General features: G+C 38.8%; 14 protein-coding genes and 1 riboswitch. Of the genes, 11 read left to right on the top strand and 3 right to left on the bottom strand.

What is annotated here, in order from left to right:
• Nucleotides 1–150 precede the first annotated feature (150 nt).
• Nucleotides 151–966, top strand: coding sequence for a flagellin N-terminal helical domain-containing protein (locus ACFSFW_RS15075; protein WP_388039452.1), 816 nt, complete (start codon nt 151–153; stop codon nt 964–966).
• Between the two features lie 402 nt (nt 967–1,368).
• Here ACFSFW_RS15075 and ACFSFW_RS15070 read toward each other — a convergent pair whose 3' ends face one another.
• Complete coding sequence (locus tag ACFSFW_RS15070; protein ID WP_388039450.1) at nt 1,369–2,223, bottom strand: DNA endonuclease; 855 nt, start codon at nt 2,221–2,223, stop codon at nt 1,369–1,371.
• A 153-nt stretch (nt 2,224–2,376) separates the two neighbouring features.
• On the opposite strand from ACFSFW_RS15070, the gene flaG reads away from it, so the two are divergent.
• The 5 genes from flaG (at nt 2,377) to ACFSFW_RS15045 (ending at nt 10,737) form a co-directional block, all read left to right on the top strand.
• Entirely contained in the window at nt 2,377–2,745 is a 369-nt protein-coding gene (flaG, locus tag ACFSFW_RS15065) for a flagellar protein FlaG (RefSeq protein WP_388039448.1), read from the top strand.
• Between the two features lie 44 nt (nt 2,746–2,789).
• A complete protein-coding gene (locus tag ACFSFW_RS15060; RefSeq protein WP_388039447.1) occupies nt 2,790–4,319 on the top strand; it encodes a flagellar hook-associated protein 2 in 1,530 nt (509 codons plus the stop codon).
• Nucleotides 4,320–4,337: 18 nt separating this feature from the next.
• The gene (fliS, locus tag ACFSFW_RS15055) at nt 4,338–4,739 is read left to right on the top strand and encodes a flagellar export chaperone FliS (protein ID WP_388039445.1); all 402 of its coding nucleotides are present in this window, start codon (nt 4,338–4,340) and stop codon (nt 4,737–4,739) included.
• Nucleotides 4,739–5,089 (top strand): flagellar protein FliT, encoded by a 351-nt coding sequence (gene fliT / locus ACFSFW_RS15050; protein WP_388039443.1) that lies wholly within the window; start codon nt 4,739–4,741, stop codon nt 5,087–5,089. The genes fliS and fliT overlap by 1 nt, the downstream gene beginning before the upstream one ends.
• 153 nt (nt 5,090–5,242) lie before the next feature.
• Nucleotides 5,243–5,328, top strand: a riboswitch (cyclic di-GMP riboswitch).
• An 81-nt stretch (nt 5,329–5,409) separates the two neighbouring features.
• Complete coding sequence (locus ACFSFW_RS15045; RefSeq protein WP_388039441.1) at nt 5,410–10,737, top strand: OmpL47-type beta-barrel domain-containing protein; 5,328 nt, start codon at nt 5,410–5,412, stop codon at nt 10,735–10,737.
• 100 nt (nt 10,738–10,837) lie between these two features.
• On the opposite strand, the gene ACFSFW_RS15040 is transcribed toward ACFSFW_RS15045, so the two are convergent.
• Both ACFSFW_RS15040 and fdhA read right to left on the bottom strand, forming a co-directional pair.
• Nucleotides 10,838–11,254 carry a GlcG/HbpS family heme-binding protein gene (locus tag ACFSFW_RS15040; protein ID WP_388039440.1) on the bottom strand — a complete coding sequence of 139 codons (417 nt, stop codon included), beginning with the start codon at nt 11,252–11,254 and terminating at the stop codon, nt 10,838–10,840.
• Nucleotides 11,255–11,282: 28 nt separating this feature from the next.
• On the bottom strand, nt 11,283–12,500 hold the full coding sequence (fdhA, locus tag ACFSFW_RS15035; RefSeq protein WP_388039438.1) for a formaldehyde dehydrogenase, glutathione-independent: 1,218 nt from the start codon (nt 12,498–12,500) through the stop codon (nt 11,283–11,285).
• 175 nt (nt 12,501–12,675) lie between these two features.
• Here fdhA and ACFSFW_RS15030 point away from each other — a divergent pair, with 175 nt between their 5' ends.
• The 5 genes from ACFSFW_RS15030 (at nt 12,676) to prfB (ending at nt 19,359) form a co-directional block, all read left to right on the top strand.
• Nucleotides 12,676–13,035: a winged helix-turn-helix transcriptional regulator gene (locus ACFSFW_RS15030; protein ID WP_388039436.1), complete on the top strand. Its 360-nt coding sequence runs from the start codon at nt 12,676–12,678 to the stop codon at nt 13,033–13,035.
• A gap of 461 nt (nt 13,036–13,496) precedes the next feature.
• The gene (gene hpf, locus ACFSFW_RS15025; RefSeq protein WP_099361320.1) at nt 13,497–14,054 is read left to right on the top strand and encodes a ribosome hibernation-promoting factor, HPF/YfiA family; all 558 of its coding nucleotides are present in this window, start codon (nt 13,497–13,499) and stop codon (nt 14,052–14,054) included.
• A gap of 177 nt (nt 14,055–14,231) precedes the next feature.
• Complete coding sequence (locus tag ACFSFW_RS15020) at nt 14,232–15,299, top strand: GGDEF domain-containing protein (RefSeq protein ID WP_388039434.1); 1,068 nt, start codon at nt 14,232–14,234, stop codon at nt 15,297–15,299.
• 276 nt (nt 15,300–15,575) lie between these two features.
• Nucleotides 15,576–18,086 (top strand): preprotein translocase subunit SecA, encoded by a 2,511-nt coding sequence (secA, locus tag ACFSFW_RS15015; RefSeq protein ID WP_388039432.1) that lies wholly within the window; start codon nt 15,576–15,578, stop codon nt 18,084–18,086.
• 171 nt (nt 18,087–18,257) lie between these two features.
• Nucleotides 18,258–19,359, top strand: a protein-coding gene (gene prfB / locus ACFSFW_RS15010; RefSeq protein ID WP_388039430.1) for a peptide chain release factor 2 whose coding sequence is annotated in 2 segments (ribosomal slippage) — nt 18,258–18,329 and nt 18,331–19,359 — 1,101 coding nt in all. Because the reading frame shifts where the segments join, the coding sequence is not laid out codon by codon here.
• The last annotated feature ends 141 nt before the right edge of the window (nt 19,360–19,500 follow it).

Below are 19,500 nucleotides of genomic sequence, written 5' to 3'. Positions count from 1 at the left end.
ACTAAAAATCTATTAAACAATTACAAAACGTGTCGATATAAAGTATGTAAAACATATCAGTGCAAAAGGCGGCCGACTTTCGTACTGTTTGTTAATATATCAAATTCCACAAGGACGTGGGATTACAAACATTCAAGGAGGAAAAAATAAATGAGAATTAATCACAATATTGCAGCACTTAACACACATCGTCAATTAGGAGTTGCGAACAGCGCTCAAATGAAGTCGATGGAAAAGTTATCTTCTGGCCTTCGTATTAACCGCGCAGCAGATGATGCAGCAGGCCTAGCAATATCTGAAAAAATGCGAAATCAAATTCGTGGGTTAGACCAGGCATCAAAGAACTCACAAGATGGAATTTCTTTAATTCAAACTGCTGAAGGTGCCCTAAATGAAACTCATGCAATGTTACAACGTATGGCAGAATTATACACACAAGCTGCAAATGGTACTCAAACTTCGGACGATAACGATAAGATTCAAGCAGAAATTACTCAGTTAACAGAACAAATTGGTGATATCGCAACTCAAACTAAGTTCAACAAACAATCCTTACTTGATAATACTACCACTATAACTTTCCAAGTGGGTGCAAATGCAGGGGAAACAATTGATTTGGTTAATTCAGATAATACTGCAGCTGGCCTTGGATTAGATGCGTTAACGACTCTAGATGGTACTAATACAGTTGCAACTGGTAACCTAACTATTATTCAATCTGCAATAGATACGGTTTCAGATAATCGTTCTAATTTAGGTTCAATACAAAATAGACTTGAACATACAATTAACAACTTAAACACATCATCAGAAAACCTTACTGCAGCTGAGTCTCGAATTCGTGACGTAGATATGGCGAAAGAAATGATGGAACAAACTAAGAATTCTATTCTTGCACAAGCATCACAAGCAATGTTAGCTCAATCCAATCAAATGCCTCAAGGTGTATTGCAACTTTTGAGATAATTGATTAGAAGGGCGTCTTATCTGGTAACGGATAAGAGGATAACTGGGTGAATTGCTGGAACCTCCTAAAGCTTCATCAACCACAACGTAACTGGAAACGGTAGGCGTGACGGTATGAAAATGATGAAGATGAAGATGAAGAATGGATAATCAGCAGCCAAGCTCCTGTGAGGAAACTCTGGAGAAGGTTCAACGACTAGGGAACACGGTCTAAGGTAAAGCTAGGACTATGAATCTCGTAGGGCAGCAAGTGCTGTTCGAAGTGCCCAGCCCCAACGTATTTTGTTGGGTGAAGATATAGTCTATTCTGTATTCGAAAGGTACAGCCGCGAAGCAAGCGAACCAACAACCACAAGGAGTTCTACAACTTCTTCGTTAATAAAATCTTAAAGATGGCCGCCTTTATAGGTGACCATCTTTTCTTAATTCTTTAAGTTTATACACAATTGACCAATACGATCTATTTACCCTTTCAGCTATAACCCTATCTTTTTCTCCCATCAATTTTAATCTAATGATTTCTTTAATTTCCGTTTTTGAATAGTTCTTGTTTCTATCACTGTTTGTTGCTAGAACAGAATAACCTGGATATGTTACTTGGTATTTGTGGATTTCCTTCTGATATCTCCAATTCCAGTTTGTTTTATAAAACATACTTGGGCAACTCGCAGTAATTGGTGATATTTGTTCTAGAAAATCATACGTATTATCTGTAGACGTAAACCTAAGAATGTGACCATGTCCATCCTGACGTTTGTTGATTGTGAATTTTATTTTAAATGTTTTTTGAAAATGTTGACTTAGGATTTGAAGTTGGTTTAAATGAAAGTTTTGTAAATATAAATATACATTTGGTGTTAGGTAAATGAGTTTCTTATTGTGGTTAATTCTTGAGGTAATTGAAAGTGTTCCATCATCCATAAAAATGATAGCTAGAAAATGCAAAAGAGTGCACTTATGTAACAAATCTACTGGTATTATTTTTTCTCCATCTAAATTATAAAAATGAGGATATAATTCAGTAAACAATGGTAAAGCTCTAGAACGAAGTGTATTACTCTTGGGCGTTAAATATAACAAATCGGGGAGAAATGACATCTTCCATTTGCGGTATTCTTTTTGTTGAACCCCAAAATGCTCACGAAAACTATTATTCTTACTTCGTGAACCCTTGTAAATTTTAGTTATTTCCCCATCTCCTATAATGCTTCCAAATAGAATGTTTAGTTGAACGTCGGACAGTTTATTTAAATTCATGCGTCTCCTCCTCTTTGTTTCTATTATACCAAACGTACGTTCCTTTGGTGAGGGGATAAAAAAATTTAAAGGGTTAATTAAGTGGTATCCTTAACTTTTGCTGTTTCCTTCCGATATAACTAATAAAGCCCCGTTCATTTAGGAGGAAACTATATGTCTATAGATAAAATCTCTTCTAGTACAACAATGAACTTCAACAGTGATTATTTTCAACAAAAAAAATCTATTGAGACTGAAACCAGAGGGGAGAACGTTACTTCCCCGCAACAACCCATAAAACAGAGTGAAAAGATAGACTCAAAAGAGAATGTACAACAAGTAATCGATAGCCTGAATAAATTTTTGGAGCCGAATAACACTTCATTGAAATTTGAGCTGCACGAGGAGCTAAATGAATATTACGTCACAATCGTGAACGATGAGACACATGATGTTGTTCGGGAGATTCCTTCTAAGAAAATCTTAGACATCTATGCAGCAATGACTGAATTTCTTGGCTTTGTTGTTGATAAAAAGATTTAACGGGACCAGATGCTTTGTCCCAAATGAAAAGGTGGTGAACACCAATGGTTAGAATTGGTGGATTGGCAAGTGGAATGGATATTGATTCAATCGTTAAGGATTTAATGAAAGCCGAACGCATCCCGTTAGATAAGATGCATCAAAAAAAGCAATATCTTGAATGGCAACGTGATGATTATCGTGATATAAACAAGCAATTGCTTGATTTTGATACATTCATTTTTGATAAGTTAATGATGAAATCAACTTATACGAAAAAAAATATAACAAGTTCAAATGATGCGGCTGTTACTGCTCGCAGTATTAGTGCAACTAATGAAATCTCTGGGTCTATCACTGTGTTCCAGCTTGCAAAAGGTGCTTCGATGCAAAGTGCATCAAATACTGGACTTGATCCAACAAAAAAATTAAGCGAGTTAGGTATTACTGAAACTTCTATTACAATTCAGTCAACAAAGAAGGATGGAACATTTGACGAAGTAGGACAAACAATCACATTTGATCCTGCTCAAGAAACCATTAACTCACTTATAAGCAAAATAAACTCTAACACAGGTGTTAATGCGTTTTTTGATAGTGTGACAGGTAAAGTTTCCCTCACTACAAAATATACGGGGGATGCCAAGGATGCAACTGGTGCAGACCAACCTGAAATTAAACTAACTGGTGAATTTTTTACTAAGTTACAGCTGGACTCCGATAATATTCAGGCTCAGTCCAAAGGAATCGGATCAACTGGACAGGATGCCAAATTTAATTACAACGGTCTTGTTACAACTCGAAGTTCGAATACCTTTCAAATTAATGGTTACGAGTATACATTAAAGCAAGTTACGGGTGACCCTACTACCTTAACTGGACAAGCAGTTACATTTTCATCGTCACCTGATGTGGATTCAATCCTGTCTACCATCGTTTCGTTCGTAGACAAATATAATGCGTTAATTGAGAACATCAACTCTAAAACCAGTGAGAAGCCGAATCGGAATTATCAGCCTCTTACAGACGAACAAAAGGAAGATATGACGGAGGACCAAATTGAAAAATGGGAAAAAGAAGCACGGAAAGGAACCCTTTATCGTGATTCGACTCTCATATCCAGTACAAATACAATGAGACAGCAACTATATTCGAATGTTTCTGGATTGAGCTCAGATTTTAATCAACTCTCGGATATCGGTATTACAACTTCTAAAAACTATATGGATAAAGGAAAGTTGAATATTGACGAAGGCAAGCTGCGTGAAGCCATCTCCAATAACCCAAATGCCATTTATGAGTTATTTCAAAAAGATGGACCTACAACAGAGGAAAAAGGGCTAGGGAGAAGGCTGAGGGATTCTATTAAAGAAACGATGAGTGGTATAGAACTAAAAGCTGGCAAAGCTTTTTCTACAAATAATTCATTTACCATTGGTCGAAATCTCGACAACGTGGACAATCGTATAGATAGCTTTGAGGCGCGATTACTCAAAATCGAGGACCGTTATTGGCGCCAATTTACGGAGATGGAAAAAGCAATTCAGAAGGCCAACTCACAATCGGCCTATTTAATGCAGCAATTTAGCTACTAAAAGGGAGTGTAAGAAGAAATGGCGATAAGTAACCCATATCAAGCCTACCAAACAAATACCGTCACAACAGCTTCGCCTGGAGAGCTAACATTAATGCTGTATAACGGTTGTATAAAATTTATTAAGCTTTCCCGAAAGGCAATTGAAGAAAAAAATAATCAAGAGAAAAATACAAATCTGCAGAAGGCACAAAATATTATCAGGGAACTAATGGTTTCGCTTAATCCTAATGTAGAAGTGTCTAAAACGATGATGACCATGTATGACTATATTAATCGCCGGTTAATCGATGCTAATATCAAAAATGACGTAGAGATCCTTTCTGAAGTTGAAGGGCTTGTAACAGAATTCCGTGATACATGGAAGGAAGTTATTCAAATTAACCGTCAGCGACAACATGCACAAGGTGGACAAGTGTAGTGAGTGCACTAGATTCTCTTTTTAAGGCTACAGAAGAACTATTAGCAATTGTTTCACAGCCAATCCAAAAGGAGATGCGGGAAGAAGTTATTGAAAGGATTAACTCCTTATTAGTTTCAAGAGACACCCTGATTACAGAGATTAAGCCTCCTTTTACGGAAGACGAAAGTAAAATTGGTGCTGAAATTGTACGTATGAACAAAATCATTGATGCTAAACTAGCAGAACTCAAAGTCGAGATCCAGATGGATTTAGCCCAATTGAAGAAAAGTAAAACTTCTTCGATAAAATATACGAACCCTTATCAATCAGGACCATCAGACGGAATGTTTTTCGATAAAAAAAAATAGAGTCTACACCGAGTAGTGCTATTAGCTACTCGGTTTCTTTTGCTAGATTTATCTGTTAAATAAGGATAAATTGCCTATTACTAGTAAAATAGACCTTTTCAACCGGATGGTAAAATAGTATGATAATAAGTAATGAATAACAACAAAAAACCAAAGTGAAAAAGGCAAACTATGGGAAATCATAGGACGCAAAGCCAAGGGCCTGACCCACAGATAGTGGATGGTAGCCGGTTGCCACAAGGACTCATAGTCTATCTACCTATGAACCTTGTATGAGGTTCTTTTTCTTTTGGCTTTTTTTAGAAAGGTAGGAAGAAAGAATGAAGAAAATCTTGAAGAGAAACGTTATTTTTCTCGCATTGCTTCTAATGGTTGTTCAATTATTTTTCCCGTTAGGCAATGCATTCGCTAATGGTAGTATGCTCCCACCAAGCGATATTTCGTATAAGGAGGTAACTCCAGATGATATTACCCTCAGTTGGAATTCCGTATATGGCGCAACTGGGTACAATGTCTACGAAATAACAGAAGGCAAGCTTATCTTAATAAATAAGGTCACTGCTACTAGTTATCAAATAAAAGATCTACCAGAAGGAACCTATACTTATGTTATTTCAACCTTGAATTCTGAAGGCGAATCTGGACCAAGTGCCCCGATTAGTTTTACCGTTACATATCCAGAAATGGTCGCGCCATCAAATCTTTCTTATAAAATTTCGAACGGCAACAACATTGTTTTAACCTGGGATGCATTTAAATATGCTGATTCGTATAATCTTTATCAGGTTTCCGAGGACGGACAGTTTACGTTACTAGATTCTTCAACAAAAAATAATTATACAATTACGAATGTGGCTGAAGGAACTTATAAATATGCGGTGTCCACGAATAACACATTATACGGAGATTCCCAAGCTTCAGCACCAATAATTGCTGAGGTAGTTCATCCAAAGATGGAAACTCCAAGTAATTTCAAATACTCTATTACAAATGGGAATGACATTACCTTCAGTTGGTCATCAGTTCCTTATACAACAGAATACAAGTTATATGAAATTACCGAAAATGGGAAAGAGCTTGTTGGAACAACAACTAATAAAACTATCAGACTATCAAATGTTGCTGCAGGTAGCTATAAGTATGAAGTTCAGGCATTTAGTGATCGCTTTGGTGAATCAAAAGGTGGAGAAGGTTTAACCGTCGTTGTAGATGAAATTATCATGGCGGCACCAGCAAATTTCTCATACCAATTACTAAACCTTAATGATATAAAGCTAACTTGGGACAGTGTTCCCAATGCTACTGCATATAAAATCTATCAAATTATTGATGGTGAGAAAGTATTAAAGAGTACAGAAACAAGAACGTATGTGACATACCCTAAGGCAGAAGCTGGCGAGTATGAATTTGAGATCCATTCTTATAATGATAGATTTGGAGAGTCAAAAGAAGGTGCTAAAGTTTCGCTAACAATTGATCACGTTGAGATGCAGGCGCCAACTACTGTTTCTTCATATATAAAGAACGTCAATGATATTATTTTGGAATGGGAACCAACTTCTAATACTGACGAATATTATGTTTACCAAGTGAAAGATGATGGGTCTAAGGTAAGAATAAGAACAGTAAAAAACCCTTCTACTTCAACTAATTTTACAAACATGGCAGAAGGAAACTACAAATATGTGGTTCACTCCAATTCAACTAGGTTTGGCGAGTCAGCAGAGGGAACTGAAACAACCATTTCAGTTGTGCACCCTGAAATGAAAGCACCAACCAATGTTACAAAGACAATTAAGAGTGAGACATCGTTTAGTCTCGAATGGGATACGGTTGATTACGCAACGTCTTATAAGATTTATCAGATTGAAAATGGAGAAATAATTAATACTAAAACTTCAACTTCAACAAGTATTACTTACTCTAATATGTCTGCAGGGGAATACACATATGAGATTTTCTCTGTTTCTTCAAGATTTGGGGAATCTGAAGTAGGCTCTCAAGTAAGTGTTACAGTTGAAGGGTTAACAATTAAAGCTCCAACAGATCTAAAGGTTGAAATCAAAAATGGAAATGATATTTCTCTTTCATGGGCAGTTGCAGAATTCGCTACAAATTATAATGTTTATCAGGTTATTGATGGAGAAAAGGTTCACTTAAGAAATATTAGTTCAAAAACAACTACTATTTCGAACCAACCTGAAGGAGACTATCATTTCGTCATTCATTCAAACTCTACGATTCATGGAGAATCGAAGTTTGGGGCTGAAATATCTGTTAGCTTAGTACATCCGGAAATGGACAAACCAGCTTACCTTAGCTATGAGATTCTGAATGGAAATGATGTTAAACTTACATGGGAAAAGGTAGATTATGCTGATTCTTATGACGTGTATGAAGTAATGGGCGACCAAAAGGAATTGCTTAGAAATACTACATCAAATTTATATCAGGTAAGTAATGTTTCTGAGGGACAACATTCATATATCGTACATGCGGTAAGTAAACGTTTTGGTGAATCTGTAGAGGGAACTACTGTTTCTTTAGAAGTAGTATATCCAACTATGCAAGCACCTCAAGACTTAACTACAAACATTTTAAAAGGAAATGACATTCAATTAAAGTGGTCTTCATCTGAATACGCTAAATCTTATAATGTCTACCAAATCATAAATGGTGAAAAAGTTTTACAAAAGACAATTACAGGAACTAGTGTAACTTTTACAAATCAACCTGAAGGAGACTACGTATACGAGGTTCACTCATTTAGTGACCGTTTTGGAGAATCACCGGAAAGTAATGAGATTTCACTTACTTTGGTTCATCCAATTATGCAGAAACCAGAAAATGTGACAAATAGCATTTCAAACGGAAATAATATTGTTCTTAAGTGGAATAGTGCAGAGTTTGCGTCAGGATACAATGTATATCAGATCATTGAAGGCGTAAAGGTATTTCAACGTAAAGCTACTAGTCCATCAACTACGTTCTCAAATATGCCTGAAGGCGACTATGAATATGTTGTACATTCATACAGTGACCGATTTGGAGAGTCTCCAGAGAGTAGTTCAATTGAGTTAACACTTATCTGGCCTGAAGTGCAGCCTACCCAGTTGGAGGGAATAGTATTTGATGTAAATAATATTACTTTGAATTGGGGAGCTGCGGACTGGGCAAATAACTATCGAGTGTATCAAATAACAGATGATACTCGTGAATTAATTTATGAAGGTTCGAAAAGAAGCTTTAAGGTTTATAATTTAACCGAAGATACACATGCCTTTGAAGTAGTGGCTTATCATACTACTTTTGGTGAAGCTCACCCATCTAATCGAATTACAGAAAATATCATTTATCCTATCATGCAACCACCAGTCGCAAGCTTAAAGCTAACAAGTGACACAAGTGCAAGAATTACCTGGAATTTCGTAACTTATGCAAATGGATATAACATCTATGAAATGATTGATGGTGAGAAAGTTTTAATAGCTGAAAAGGTAAATAATTTATCTTACACAATCAATAACCTTTCCTATGCTAACCATGAATATGTTGTAACATCTTATAGTAATTCTTTTGGTGAATCAGCACCTTCAGATGTAGTACTTGCTAAATTGATTATTGACGAAGAGGCACCTGATACAACAATTGATGCACCGACTGATTGGGTTAATGAGAATGTGGATGTTAACCTTACTGCTACTGATAATGAGGTAGGCGTTGAAAAAACATTCTATTCTCTAAATAATGGAGCATTTGTTGAAGGTACAACCTTCTCTATCAAAGAAGAAGGAATCCATAAGGTGGCTTATTACTCTGTTGATAAGGTCGGTAATACTGAAAAAATAAAAATAGCAGAAGTTAAAATCGACAAAACAAAACCAACTACAATATCAAATGTTGATGATGCATGGAACAATAAGGACTTCCAAGTAGAATTAACAGCTACCGACAATTTAAGTGGTGTTTCTAAAACATTCTATTCATACGACGGTCTGATTTTTGTAGAAGGTACAAGTTTTATAGTTAAGGAAGAAGCAATAAATAAGATTTACTTCTATAGCATTGACCAAGCTGGGAATAAAGAAGAGGTCCAAACAATAGAGGTTAATGTAGATAAGACAGCACCTGTGACAACGTCAAATGTCCAGGAAGTATGGGGCAACGAAGATGTTCAGGTTGAATTAAATGCAGCAGATAACTTAAGTGGAGTAGAACAAACTTTCTATGCTGTGAATGGCGAAGATTTCTTAGAAGGCACGAGCTTATTAGTAAGTAAAGAAGGAATCACAGAAGTATCATTCTACAGTGTTGACGTAGCAGAAAACGTTGAAGAAGTACAATCAAAACAAGTGAAGATTGACAAAACAGCACCAGTTACGACATCAAATGTAGAAGACTTATGGTCTAACAAAGAAGTACATGTTGACCTAACCGCAACTGACAATTTAAGTGGAGTAGCTCAAACATTCTATTCCGTAAACGGATCTGAATATGTAGAAGGTACAAGCTTAACTGTAAGTGAAGAAGGAATCACAGAAGTATCATTCTACAGTGTTGATAAAGCAGGAAATGTTGAAGAAGTCCAAACAATACAAGTGAAGATTGACAAAACAGCACCAGAAACAACATCAAATGTCCAAGATGTTTGGAATAACAGAGATTTCCAAGTTGACCTAAAAGCAACTGACAACCTAAGCGGTGTAGCTCAAACATTCTATTCCGTAAACGGCTCTGAATACGTAGAAGGCACTAGCTTAGTAGTAAGTGAAGAAGGAATCACAGAAGTATCATTCTACAGTGTTGACGTAGCAGGAAATGTTGAAGAAGCCCAAACAGTTCTGGTTAAAATCGACAAAACAACACCAGAAACAACATCAAATGTAGAAAATGTATGGAACAACAAAGACTTCCAAGTAAACCTAACCGCAACCGACAACTTAAGTGGAGTAGCTCAAACTTTCTACTCAATTAATGGTTCAGAATTTGCAGAAGGTACAAGCTTAACAGTAGATGAAGAAGGAATCACCGAAGTCTCATACTACAGTGTAGACCATGCTGGTAACAAAGAAGATATTCAAACAGTCCAAGTGAAAATCGATAAAACAGCACCAATTATTTCTCTAGATTTAGCAGAAGAATATGCGTTGGGTACTGATTTACAATTAGCCTATTCTGCAGCAGACAATCTATCCGGAATCGCAAATGAACAAATGACTGTTAATGGTCAAATAGTTCAAAATGGTGGAAATTTTATTTTCGATCAACCAGGACAATATGTAATTGAAGTTGAAGCAACAGATTATGCTGGATGGACAACAAAGATTACAAAGACAATTCTTGTTTATATTCCAGCAACTGTTGAAGTATTACCTAAGGTCATGAACGGAAACAAAGGTGTTTTCACAGTGCAGGTATCTTTACCAATGGGGTATAATCCTAAAGATTTTGATTTAGATAAAGTGACTCTAGATGGAGTATCAGCTCTAACATCCAACAAAGGCTATTACCAACAAGCGAAAAAAGGCCAGTTCAAGTTTGAACGACAAGACTTCTACTGGGTACGTGGTCAAATGACAATGAACTTCGAAGGGAAACTGGGAGATTTTGTTGTAAAGGGCAAAGCAGATGTGAAAGTGATTAAATAAATTTGTCAAAAGGCATCCAATTAGCAGCATTTGCTGCATTTGGATGCCTTTATTAATAACTATTTTAGGTTAGCGTACAGTCCAATCATGTTGATATTTATTAACGATGTAAGCTATTAAATACCTCTACAGCAGCCTCTGCCACTTGAACATCATGTGGAACGGTACTACCGCTAACTCCAACAGCGCCAACGGCTTTTCCATCAATCTCGAGTGGAATCCCACCACCGAACACGACAAGACGTCCGTTGTTTGTTGTATTCAATCCATAAAGCTCGGCTGCAGGAACCGTTGCATCGGCTAAGTTTGCTGAAGGCATTTTTAATGCAACAGATGTCCAAGCCTTGTTTTGGGCAATGTCAATGCTCGCTAACCACGCATCATCCATGCGGTGAATCGCAATCAGGTTTCCACCTTCATCCACGACTGAAATCACCATGGATACTCCAATTTTATTGGCTTCTTCTTCTGCGCCTGCAATGACTTTTTTCGCTAAATCCAATGTAATTTTACTCATAATAATAGCCTCCTTGTTTTTAAATACCTTATTTATTCAACATTCCATGAGGGTCAATGACAAATTTCTTGGATGCACCTTGATCAAATTCAGCATATGCTGCTGGTGCTTGTTCTAGGGAGATTAGTGTTGCGTTCACCGCTTTCGCAATTTGCGCTTTTCCGCTTAGGATTGCCATCATTAAGTCACGGTGATATTTCATAACAGGAGTTTGGCCAGTTACGAAAGTATGTGCTTTCGCCCAACCAAGTCCCAGTCGAACTTTTAACGTACCGATTTTCGCATCCTCGTCGACTGCACCTGGATCTCCTGTCACGTATAGTCCTGGAATCCCAAGTCGACCTCCAGCACGGGTTACTTCCATAATGGAGTTCAGTACAGCGGCAGGTGCTTCACCAGCACCAGCACCATGTCCGTGTGCTTCAAAACCAACACAGTCAATGGCACAATCCACCTCTGGAACACCTAGAATTTGTTCGATTTGCTCTCCTAGATCTGGATGTTCTCTCAGGTTGACCGTTTCACAACCGAAGCTTCTCGCTTGTGCAAGTCGCGCGTTATTAAGATCACCTACGATTACAACTGAAGCACCTAGAAGTTGAGCAGAATGGGCAGCAGCCAAGCCAACAGGGCCAGCTCCCGCAACATATACAGTAGAACCAGGCTTCACGCCAGCACTCACCGCACCGTGATAACCTGTCGGGAAAATATCAGAAAGCATCGTTAAATCAAGAATTTTTTCTAAGGCTTGATCTTTATCAGGGAATTTCAACAACTGAAAGTCCGCGTAAGGAACCATGACATACTCGGATTGTCCACCAACCCAGCCCCCCATGTCGACATAACCATAAGCGGAGCCTGGTCGATCTGGGTTTACATTTTCACAAATATGGGTGTTCTGTTCTTTACAACTGCGACAACGACCACATGCAATATTAAAAGGTACGGAGACTAGATCTCCTTTTTTAATAAATTCGACATCGCGTCCTACTTCAATAACTTCACCTGTAATCTCATGACCGAGAACAAGCCCCGATGGAGCAGTTGTCCGACCACGAACCATGTGCTGATCACTTCCGCAAATATTAGTTGTAACTACCTTTACAATAACCCCATGATCACACTTACGACCAACATTTAAAGGATTTACTCCCGGTCCGTCTCTAAGAATCAAATCTGGGTAGCTAATATCCTCAATTGCTACGCTACCTGGACTTTTGTATACAACAGCTCTGTTTCCTGCCATTCTTCCATCCCCCAATCTTCTTTTGATAGAGTTTTAAGGTCGTGAACTTAAATTTAAATTATTCTCTATCCTACATCTAGTCTAAAAAATAAATCTTTTGTTTGGAAGAACGCACTTTTTTGTGAGAAGATAACCTTAAGGATACTTTTGAGCCAGTGAGGAGGAGAAGTATTTAATGGATGATTTACGGAGAGAAGTCAGAAAGAAACTTGAGAGTGGCGAATTTAATTGTGAAAAGGAATTGACCTTATCCATTCTAAGTGGCAAGTGGAAAATTACGATTATTTACTATTTAGGGACGGATGGTACATTACGTTTTAGCGAAATTAAAAAATTATTCCCCAAAATTACACATAAGGTGTTAACAACTCAGGTTAGAGAGTTAGAGGAAGATGGGATTGTTCATCGGAGAGTATATCCCGAAGTTCCTCCGCGGGTAGAATATAAATTAACAGAATTAGGTCAAAGCCTAATGCCGATTGTTTTCATGATGTACGATTGGGGAAAACAAAATATCAAATCTTTCACTAATTAAGGTAAACGCTGGTAAAAAATAAATAGTTGGACATACTACTACTGAAGAATTCTTCAAGCAATCCCATCTAAGAAACCACACAAGTTCCATTCATAACTCACCTTAGACATGCATATATTTTTACACCTACACATAATGTTTACAAATTTACATTAATAGCAGGAAAAGTGGAACATTGGGATAACTATATCCAATTTCTGGTGGGACAAGGGACCTGTCCCTGTGACCCAAGCAAGGCCCATCTGTGACCCACGGGCATACCTTTGCCTATGTAAATATTGTTTACAAATTCACAATTTCTTCATATTTAGTTTACAAAAAAGCAGGAATTGGGAAGGGGTGTGTAGAATTAGTTACTATAACCTTAATTTAAAAAGGGTTATATTGTTACACAGGTTGGTTACCCTAAAAAGGGTCTTGGCTGTGTCCAATGCATTAGAGTTAAAAGGAGGAGTTCATGTATGAATTACAACGTTCGTGGTGAAAACATTGAGGTAACTCCAGCATTGCGAGAGTATGTTGAGAAAAAGGTAGGAAAGCTTGAACGCTATTTCGATGGCACTCCAGATGCAAAAGTAAATGTTAACTTAAAAGTAAATAATGCAAAGGATCATAGAATAGAGGTTACGATTCCGATGACTCAGCTTGTGCTTCGTGCGGAGGAGTCTAATGAAGATATGTACGCAGCAATTGACCTTGTGACTGATAAGCTTGAGCGTCAAATCCGCAAGCATAAAACAAAAGTAAATCGTAAGCTCCGTGAGAAAGGCTCTACTCGCACTCTGATGGAGAATGGCGGGGCAACAACGGCTACTGCAGTTCAGGATATCGAGGACGAAGATTACGAATTAGTACGTACAAAGCGTTTTGATTTGAAACCGATGGATAGTGAAGAAGCGATTCTACAAATGAATATGCTTGGCCACAATTTCTTCGTTTTCACAAACGCAGAAACCAATACAACGAATGTTGTGTATCGTCGTAAAGATGGCAAATACGGCATCATTGAACCTAGCTAATAAAACAATTTACGAGTGCGCAGTCTGATTTTCAGGCTGTGCCTCTTTTGTGTAAAGGCCAAACCTACTATACGAAAAATAGGGGAAATCCCCCATAGCCAAAAACTCCCACATCATAGATAATACAATTGAGGGACAACCCTCATAAATTGATCTTTTAATAAAGCAGGGATCTAGATGACAACTATCCTACAACCTACCCTTTCAAATATTGCAATTATTTTGTTCTTATATATGTGTATCAGTCTATTAGTATCTAACCGGAAATCCATTCACAAGTATCTGTTTTCAGCGAGTATTCTCATTCTTACTGCGACTTGTGTAATATCTCTTTTCTATTTGCCAATTCATTTTGAAGGTTATAAGTTCGACCTCCGCCTTGTGCCATTGGTGATATTTTCACTCTTGTTGGGGTGGAAACATGCGATTCCTATCCTAATCATAACGGTTAGCTGGAGGCTTGGCATGGGTGGCGTGGGAGCTTGGCCAGGCGTGTTATTTGGAATGACTTTACCTGTGTTACTGGCTCTTCTTTTTCATAAAAAAGATCGAGTCATGCCTAAACCTCTAACCTTGTTCAGTATCGTGATGGCTAGTTGGCTCATATCGGATGTACCGATTATTTTCCTTGTGCCGGATGGTTGGGAAATATTTGATGAAATCCATCTCGTTCGAATGATAGCGCTTCAGGTATCCGCGTTTATTCTATATTTTTTCATTAACCTGCTCAGTCGAGAAATAGAGTTGAAACGAAAGCTCCGGTTTTATGCAGAACGGGACCCACTTACAGGTCTGTACAATATGCGCTATTTCGAAAGTCGCGTTAAAAAAGTTTCAAGCCAACGTAATACGTACATTGTGATGATTGATATCGACCATTTTAAGAAAATCAATGACACGTTCGGCCACTTAAATGGCGATTCGATTTTAAAAAATGTCGCACAAACCTTATATAAAATCGTTCATCCTCATAGGTCGATACTTGGAAGATATGGTGGGGAGGAATTTATTTTACTATTAGAATGCGAATCAAAAGAAAAGTTGATGAATATCGTTTCTGACATTCGTAGCGGGATTGAGTCAACACCTTTTTATGCGGATAATCAAGAGCTGACCCTAACAGTATCGATCGGTGTTTCCGCACTGAAAGACCCGGATCATCTTTATCAAGCGATTGAAAAAGCGGACAACTCCTTGTATGCGTCCAAACAAAATGGCCGAAATCAAATCAGTTATGCAATTTAAGTATCTCGTGAAGAGCGAGGTACTTTTTTGTGTCCAGCTGCAGTGCCTAGCCCCTCGAGGTCACAAGCCAATCCATCAAGAAGGTCAAAGTACAACCTTCATGCTGGCTCGTCTTGTGCTTGTCAGGGCTGAACAGGCACTTCCGCTTTTCGTTTTTGTCGAATCCCCTCACATCACGAAACTCGATAATATTTTACCCTTGTCCTATTTAGTGGTAAAATGGGAAATATACATAATCTCGTAATTGACGAATTTTACGATAGAGGAGCGTACATGATGCTTGGAATTTTAAACAAAGTTTTTGATCCAAACAAACGCACAATCAAGCGCTTGGAAACACTTGCAGATAAAATTGAGGCCCTTCATCCTGAGATGGAGAAGCTTTCTGATGAAGCCCTTCGCAACAAAACCGAAGAGTTCAAGGAACGATACCAAAAAGGTGAAAAACTTGATGATTTACTAGTTGAAGCTTTCGCTGTTGTTCGTGAAGGTGCAAAGCGTGTGTTGGGTTTACACCCATACCGCGTCCAGTTAATGGGGGGGATTTCCCTTCATGAAGGAAATATTTCTGAGATGAAAACAGGGGAAGGTAAAACATTAACTTCCACTATGCCTGTTTATTTGAATGCGATCACTGGAAAAGGCGTTCACGTTGTTACTGTCAACGAATACCTTGCAAGCCGTGATGCGCACGAGATGGGCCAGCTTTATGAGTTTTTAGGTCTAACTGTTGGGTTGAACCTGAACTCCATGTCTCGTGATGAAAAAATTGAAGCGTACCGTGCTGATATTACGTATGGAACGAACAATGAGTTTGGTTTCGACTATTTGCGTGATAACATGGTCCTTTATAAGGAGCAAATGGTGCAGCGTCCGCTTTATTTTGCCGTAATTGATGAGGTTGACTCGATTTTAATCGATGAGGCGCGTACACCGTTAATCATTTCAGGTTCTGCTCAAAAATCAGCAGCACTCTACGTTCAAGCGAACGGATTTGTGACGACACTAAAAAAAGAAGAAGACTACACCTATGATGAAAAAACAAAAGGTGTTCAACTCACTGAAGAAGGGATTTCAAAGGCTGAGCGGGTGTTCGGTGTTGAAAACCTATTTGATATTGGAAATGTGGCTTTGATTCACCACATCAACCAAGCGTTAAAAGCGAATGCGAGTATGCATCGTGACATTGACTATGTGGTTGAAGAAGACCAAATCGTCATTGTTGACCAGTTTACTGGTCGTCTGATGAAGGGGCGTCGTTATAGTGAAGGCCTTCACCAAGCGATTGAGGCGAAGGAAGGCGTCGAAATTCAAAATGAAAGTATGACACTTGCGACCATCACGTTCCAAAACTACTTCCGTATGTATGAGAAGCTTTCAGGTATGACGGGTACAGCGAAGACTGAGGAAGAGGAATTCCGCAACATTTACAACATGAACGTTGTCGTGATTCCAACAAACCGTCCGATTGCCCGTGATGACCGTCCTGATTTAATTTATAAATCGATCGAGGGCAAATTCCGTGCGGTTGCTGAAGATATTGCAGAGCGCCATGCGAAGGGACAACCTGTCTTAGTAGGTACGGTTGCGATTGAAACGTCTGAAATTATTTCGAAGTTTTTATTGAAAAAAGGTGTTAAACATAATGTCTTGAACGCGAAAAACCACGAGCGTGAGGCTGAAATCATTGAGAATGCTGGACAAAAAGGTGCGGTAACAATCGCGACAAACATGGCAGGTCGTGGTACGGATATCAAGCTTGGCGAAGGTGTAAAAGAGCTTGGTGGACTAGCAGTAATTGGTACCGAGCGACATGAGAGCCGTCGTATTGATAACCAGCTTCGTGGACGTTCAGGTCGTCAAGGGGACCCAGGGGTAACACAGTTCTACCTTTCAATGGAAGATGAACTTATGCGCCGTTTCGGTTCTGACAATATGAAAAATATGATGGAGCGCCTTGGCATGGATGATTCCCAGCCAATTCAAAGTAAAATGGTCTCAAGAGCGGTTGAATCTGCTCAAAAACGTGTTGAGGGTAACAACTTTGATGCACGTAAACAACTTTTACAATATGACGATGTTCTTCGTCAGCAGCGTGAGGTTATTTATAAACAGCGTTATGAAGTTCTTGATTCTGAGAATCTTCGTGATGTTGTCGAGAATATGATTAAGTCTTCACTCGATCGTGTGATTCACGCTCACACACCAAAGGATGAGGTAGAGGAAGACTGGAACTACAAAGGAATCGTTGATCATGTGAATGCGAATCTTCTAAATGAAGGTGACATATCAATTGATGACCTTCGTGGGAAAGAGCCTGAAGAAATGTCCGAACTCATTTTTGAAAAGGTAAAAGTGCGTTATGATGAAAAAGAAGCGCAAATTGAACCTGAGCAAATGCGTGAATTCGAGCGCGTTGTTGTACTTCGTGCCGTTGACAGCAAGTGGATGGACCATATTGACCAAATGGATCAGCTTCGCCAAGGTATCCATTTACGTGCATACGGTCAAAACGACCCACTTCGCGAATACAATTTCGAAGGCTTTGCGATGTTTGAAAACATGGTTGCATCCATTGAAGACGATGTTGCGAAGTTTGTCATGAAGGCGCAAATCCGCAGCAACCTTCAGCGTGAAGAAGTGGCGAAAGGCCATGCCGTTCAACCAAAAGAAGGCGGCGAAGAAAAGCCGAAAAAACGCCCAGTCCAAAAATCCGTGGACATCGGCCGTAACGATCCATGCTACTGCGGAAGCGGTAAAAAATACAAAAACTGCCACGGTCAATAATTGGACAGAGGGACAGGTCCCTTGTCCCAGACATCAATATTAAAAAAGGTGAGAGCCAACTCTCACCTTTTGTTTCGAAAAAAATCAGAGACTAATCCTGTAAAAATGAGTAAGATAATGAAGTAGGAATCATGATATAAGTTAAATACCACACATCTTGGAGGAAAAATAATGGAATTAGTAGAAATTAAGCATGAACTTGATAAAATGGCTAAGAAATTAGCGGGTTTCAGGGGGTCTCTTTGACTTAGAGGCCAAACAAGCGCGTATCACCGAGCTTGACGAAATCATGTCAATGCCCGACTTCTGGAATGACCAGAACGCAGCTCAAACGATCATCAACGAAGCCAATGCATTAAAGGATCAAGTAGTTGAATTTGTAAATTTAAATGATTCTTATGAGAATCTTGAGCTCACTTATCAGCTCGTAAAAGAAGAACCAGATGCAGATTTACAAGCTGAGCTAGACGAGGAAATTCAACAGTTGTCTAAGAGCCTAAGCGATTTCGAATTGCAGCTCCTTTTAAGCGAGCCTCATGATAAAAATAATGCGATCCTAGAACTTCATCCAGGTGCGGGCGGTACTGAATCACAGGACTGGGGCTCCTTGCTTCTACGCATGTATACTCGTTGGGCGGAGAAAAAAGGATTCAAAGTTGAAACCTTGGACTATCTTCCTGGAGACGAAGCTGGGATTAAGAGTGTGACTCTTTTAATCAAAGGACACAATGCCTACGGCTATTTGAAGGCTGAAAAAGGAGTACACCGTCTTGTTCGGATTTCACCGTTCGACTCTTCAGGTCGTCGTCACACCTCTTTCGTTTCATGTGAGATCATGCCTGAGTTTAACGATGATATCGAAATTGATATCCGCAGTGAAGATTTAAAAATTGATACGTACCGTGCGAGTGGAGCGGGTGGTCAGCACATCAACACCACCGACTCAGCCGTTCGTATCACACACTTACCAACGAATACAGTTGTAACCTGTCAAACTGAGCGTTCACAAATCAAAAACCGCGAACAAGCAATGAAAATGTTAAAGTCTAAGTTGTATCAGCTTGAAATTGAAAAACAACAAGCCGAATTAGACGAAATCCGCGGCGAACAAAAAGAAATCGGCTGGGGTAGCCAAATCCGCTCCTACGTCTTCCACCCATACTCCATGGTAAAAGACCACCGCACGAATGTAGAGGTTGGTAACACCGGGAGCGTCATGGACGGCGAGATTGATATGTTTATTGATGCGTATTTGAGATCGAAGTTGAATTAATAATTGGAGAGGGGCAGCCATTGGCTGTCTCTTTTTTTTGAGCGAAAAAGTGCTATGGGCCGAAAAAGTGAAATAACAGCTATAAATCAAAATTATCGTCCATTAGCCTTTAGCTAACAGCCATAAATTTGATTTATCGGC

It is taken from the genome of Ferdinandcohnia salidurans, assembly GCF_042680725.1.
Lineage (GTDB): Bacteria > Bacillota > Bacilli > Bacillales > Bacillaceae_L > Ferdinandcohnia > Ferdinandcohnia salidurans.
This window is presented reverse-complemented; position numbering and strand designations above follow the sequence as displayed.